The organism is Campylobacter sp. BCW_6871, assembly GCF_001762325.1.
GTDB classification, from domain to species: domain Bacteria; phylum Campylobacterota; class Campylobacteria; order Campylobacterales; family Campylobacteraceae; genus Campylobacter_D; species Campylobacter_D jejuni.
Genome location: NZ_MJWQ01000036.1, coordinates 1 through 4497 on the forward strand (window position 1 = coordinate 1; position 4497 = coordinate 4497).

At 34.0% G+C, this 4497-nt stretch carries 1 protein-coding gene, 2 tRNA genes and 1 rRNA gene; 1 reads left to right on the plus strand and 3 read right to left on the minus strand.

Annotation, left to right across the window (positions count from 1 at the left end; genetic code table 11):
- Window positions 1-515: 515 nt before the first annotated feature.
- The 3 genes from AJ930_RS03215 to AJ930_RS03225 all read right to left on the minus strand — a co-directional run bounded on the left by AJ930_RS03215 (window position 516) and on the right by AJ930_RS03225 (window position 2291).
- Window positions 516-592: transfer RNA gene (locus tag AJ930_RS03215), tRNA-Ile, on the minus strand.
- An 8-nt stretch (window positions 593-600) separates the two neighbouring features.
- Window positions 601-676: transfer RNA gene (locus AJ930_RS03220), tRNA-Ala, on the minus strand.
- Window positions 677-778: 102 nt separating this feature from the next.
- Window positions 779-2291: ribosomal RNA gene (locus tag AJ930_RS03225) — 16S ribosomal RNA — on the minus strand.
- Between the two features lie 752 nt (window positions 2292-3043).
- Between AJ930_RS03225 and AJ930_RS03230 the strand changes: the two genes are divergently transcribed.
- Complete coding sequence (locus AJ930_RS03230; protein WP_070274827.1) at window positions 3044-3799, plus strand: basic amino acid ABC transporter substrate-binding protein; 756 nt, start codon at window positions 3044-3046, stop codon at window positions 3797-3799.
- Window positions 3800-4497 lie beyond the last annotated feature (698 nt).

Sequence of the window (4497 nt, forward strand, 5' to 3'; positions counted from 1 at the left end):
TTATTGATTCTAAAACGCATCACTTCCTTGTTAAAGTTTTTATGATAAGACTTCTTTATCTTAAGACGGAAAGCATTCAAACACTTAATATAAAACTAAATGATTTAGTCTTAACTAAGCTGTGAGTTTGAAACTTGTCTTTAATTTACAAATCTTAAATCTAATATTCTCTTTATTTTAAAGATAAAGATAATTAAAAGATATAAGTTAAACCAAAGAAAAGATAAATAGGTTTTATCCTTTAACAAGTCCTGTAAAATTGTTTTTATTAAAACTTGCTTGTGACTCTTAACAATGATAATTAAAAAGAACATTTAGGTTTAAAACCTAAAGGAAGTATATATTAATATAATCATTATAAATATAAATACATAATGTATATGCTATTTATATCTATTAAAGTATATTCTTTTATAGCTAAAGATAAAAATAAATCTAAGTATTTAGAGTTTATATTTTATCTACTTTATATACTTGCTTTAGATTTTAAAGCTTTTTTATTCAAATCTTTTTTATGGTGGGCCTAACAAGACTTGAACTTGTGACCTCACCCTTATCAGGGGTGCACTCTAACCAGCTGAGCTATAGGCCCTTAATAAATGGTGGAGAATAGCGGGATCGAACCGCTGACCTCCTGCGTGCAAAGCAGGCGCTCTCCCAGCTGAGCTAATTCCCCATAAACAATTAGCTTTATCATCAATCTTTGAAATCTAAACAAGAATCAATTGAGTTTATATATTGAAGTAATAGTTGTGAGACTTATTACTTTGTACTCTAGAAAGGAGGTGATCCAACCGCAGGTTCTCCTACGGTTACCTTGTTACGACTTCACCCCAGTCGCTGATTCCACTGTGGACGGTAACTAGTTTAGTATTCCGGCTTCGAGTGAAATCAACTCCCATGGTGTGACGGGCGGTGAGTACAAGACCCGGGAACGTATTCACCGTAGCATGGCTGATCTACGATTACTAGCGATTCCGGCTTCATGCTCTCGAGTTGCAGAGAACAATCCGAACTGGGACATATTTTATAGATTTGCTCCACCTCGCGGTATTGCGTCTCATTGTATATGCCATTGTAGCACGTGTGTCGCCCTGGGCATAAGGGCCATGATGACTTGACGTCGTCCACACCTTCCTCCTCCTTACGAAGGCAGTCTATTTAGAGTGCTCGGCCGAACCGTTAGCAACTAAATACGTGGGTTGCGCTCGTTGCGGGACTTAACCCAACATCTCACGACACGAGCTGACGACAGCCGTGCAGCACCTGTCTCTAAGTTCTAGCAAGCTAGCACCCTCATATCTCTATAAGGTTCTTAGGATATCAAGCCCAGGTAAGGTTCTTCGCGTATCTTCGAATTAAACCACATGCTCCACCGCTTGTGCGGGTCCCCGTCTATTCCTTTGAGTTTTAATCTTGCGACCGTACTCCCCAGGCGGTACACTTAATGCGTTAGCTGCATTACTGAGATGACTAGCATCCCAACAACTAGTGTACATCGTTTAGGGCGTGGACTACCAGGGTATCTAATCCTGTTTGCTCCCCACGCTTTCGCGCCTTAGCGTCAGTTGAGTTCCAGCAGATCGCCTTCGCAATGGGTATTCTTGGTGATATCTACGGATTTTACCCCTACACCACCAATTCCATCTGCCTCTCCCTCACTCTAGACTATCAGTTTCCCAAGCAGTTTAATGGTTAAGCCATTAGATTTCACAAGAGACTTGATAATCCGCCTACGCGCCCTTTACGCCCAGTGATTCCGAGTAACGCTTGCACCCTCCGTATTACCGCGGCTGCTGGCACGGAGTTAGCCGGTGCTTATTCCTTAGGTACCGTCAGAATTCTTCCCTAAGAAAAGGAGTTTACGCTCCGAAAAGTGTCATCCTCCACGCGGCGTTGCTGCGTCAGGGTTTCCCCCATTGCGCAATATTCCCTACTGCTGCCTCCCGTAGGAGTCTGGACCGTGTCTCAGTTCCAGTGTGACTGATCATCCTCTCAGACCAGTTAAGCGTCATAGCCTTGGTAAGCCATTACCTTACCAACTAGCTGATACTATATAGTCTCATCCTACACCGAAAAACTTTCCCTACTCAACTTGTGTTAAGCAGGAGTATAGAGTATTAGCAGTCGTTTCCAACTGTTGTCCTCTTGTGTAGGGCAGATTAACTATACCTTACTCACCCGTGCGCCACTAATCCACTTCTAGCAAGCTAAAAGCTTCATCGTTCGACTTGCATGTATTAGGCACGCCGCCAGCGTTCACTCTGAGCCAGGATCAAACTCTCCATAATAAACCTTCTTTAGCATCAAGGCAAAGCCTTGACTAAGAAGCAAGCTAAAGGCCTACCCCGCCAACCTAATATAGATAAACTACTTAGATTGCATTAAAGAGATAAACCTTATTACTTTTATAGATAGTTTAATCTTTTTCTTCAAAGAAAAAGTTATATAAAGATTAAAAGAAAAGTTTTTAATCTTTTTAATATTAGATTGAATAGATTTTACATAATTGCTTATGCCTAAATCTTTCTGGCTCAATCGATCACTTATTTAGATTTCAAAGATTGACTAATAAGATTTGAATAACAATACTAAGTTAAAAGAACAAAACAAAAAATCATTTTTAAAAGAAAAGTTTTTAAATTAAAAACAAGATTTATAAAAAAGCTTTTAGTTTTAAATTAAAAAATTAAGAAAGTTAAAAACTCAAATAATTTAAAAACTTAAAAAATCTAAAATAAAGTTAATTTATAAAATCTACTCAGTTAGTGAAACTTTATAATTTAAAAGATTTTAAGTCCTTTTTTCAAAAAAGGAAATGAAAGTATAACCAATTAAACTTAAAAGGGGATTAAATAAAGGATTAAATAGTATAAATATTTGTGTAAGTATTTATATAAGTATTTGGTGGGTTTTTTGAAATTTGTATAAATAATATATCAAGGATTACTTACTTTTAAACATTGTAAAAAGCAATCAGACTTAATTAAATATAAATTTAAAATAAGTATAATTTTAAAACATTTTATATCAAAGGAAGAAAATGAAAAAAATATTTAGTGTTGTTTTAGTTGCCTTGATTGGCTTATTTTTAAACGCTTGCAATGATTCTAAAAACAAAGAAACAAATGCAAGCGTAGAATTAAAGGTTGGAACTGCCCCAAACTATAAACCTTTTAATTATAAAGAAAATTCAAAACTCACAGGCTTTGATACGGATCTAGTAGAAGAGATTGCCCAAAAAAATGGTATTAAAATTGTTTGGGTTGAAACCAATTTCGATGGGTTAATACCTGCTTTAAAAGCCGGTAAAATCGATATGATTGCCTCGGCTATGAGTGCAACGGATGAAAGAAGACAGAGTGTTGATTTTACCAAACCTTACTATATGAGTAAAAATCTTTATCTTAAACTAAAAAGTAACAATTTACTTCAAACAAAAAATGATTTAGAAGGTAAAAAAATAGGAGTTCAACTAGGAACTTTACAAGAAAATACTGCAAAAGCTATCAAAAATGCACAAGTGCAAAGTAATAAAGATTTAAATATTGCTGTTTTAGCACTAAAAAACAAGAAAATTGATGCTATTATCGCAGATGAAGATACTGCTAAAGGTTTTTTAGCTGAAAATCCAGACTTGATAAGTTTTTACCAAGAAATGGATGGTGGAGAAGGCTTTAGCTTTGCTTTTAATAAAAACAAACAAAAAGAATTGGTAAAAATTTTTGACAAAGGTATAGACGAGGTAAAAACCAATGGATTTTACAATACTTTGATGAAAAAATATGAACTAGAGTAAGCGTGAAAATTCACGCTTATACAACTTAAATCTTCGTTGTGTTTTGTAAAATAACATTTCATATAAATTTACTCCCATTAAATCAATTTTTTTATAAAATAAAATTTAAATTCAAACTATATAGTTTTATAATAATTAATATTTAATTATATTTTAAGTTTAAATATTTTATTATTCCGCTATTTTATTTTTATATTTTATATTATTATTAAAAAATAAATAATATGAAATTAATTTCAAAATAAATCATTTTAAATAAGGAAGGAGAAAAATATTTGAGTAAAAATATTATTTCAAGTAAGGTGTCTACGGGGGGGGGGGGATTAAAGAACCCTGTTTAAATTCTAAAAAGATAGTTTTATCTTTAGCTACTATTTCTTTCTTAGCGAGTTGTGCTAATGCTACACTTACTCCTGAAATAAAAACTTATGATGAAGCAAATAAAAATCTTAAGGCTAGTTCAGCAAGTGTTTATAGTCCTCAAGCAAGAATTGATACGACCGTAAGCAATTCACAAACTAACACAATAGAAGTTAATGGAAATGGTTCTCATTCTATAACAATTGAAAAAAATGGAACTTTAGGCAATGAGAATAACAACGATAAAATTATCTATGTCCATGCTAGCAACAGCGATACTCTTACTCTTACTAATCTTACCAATAATGGAACCATCAATGGTAAAGTAGCCATACAAA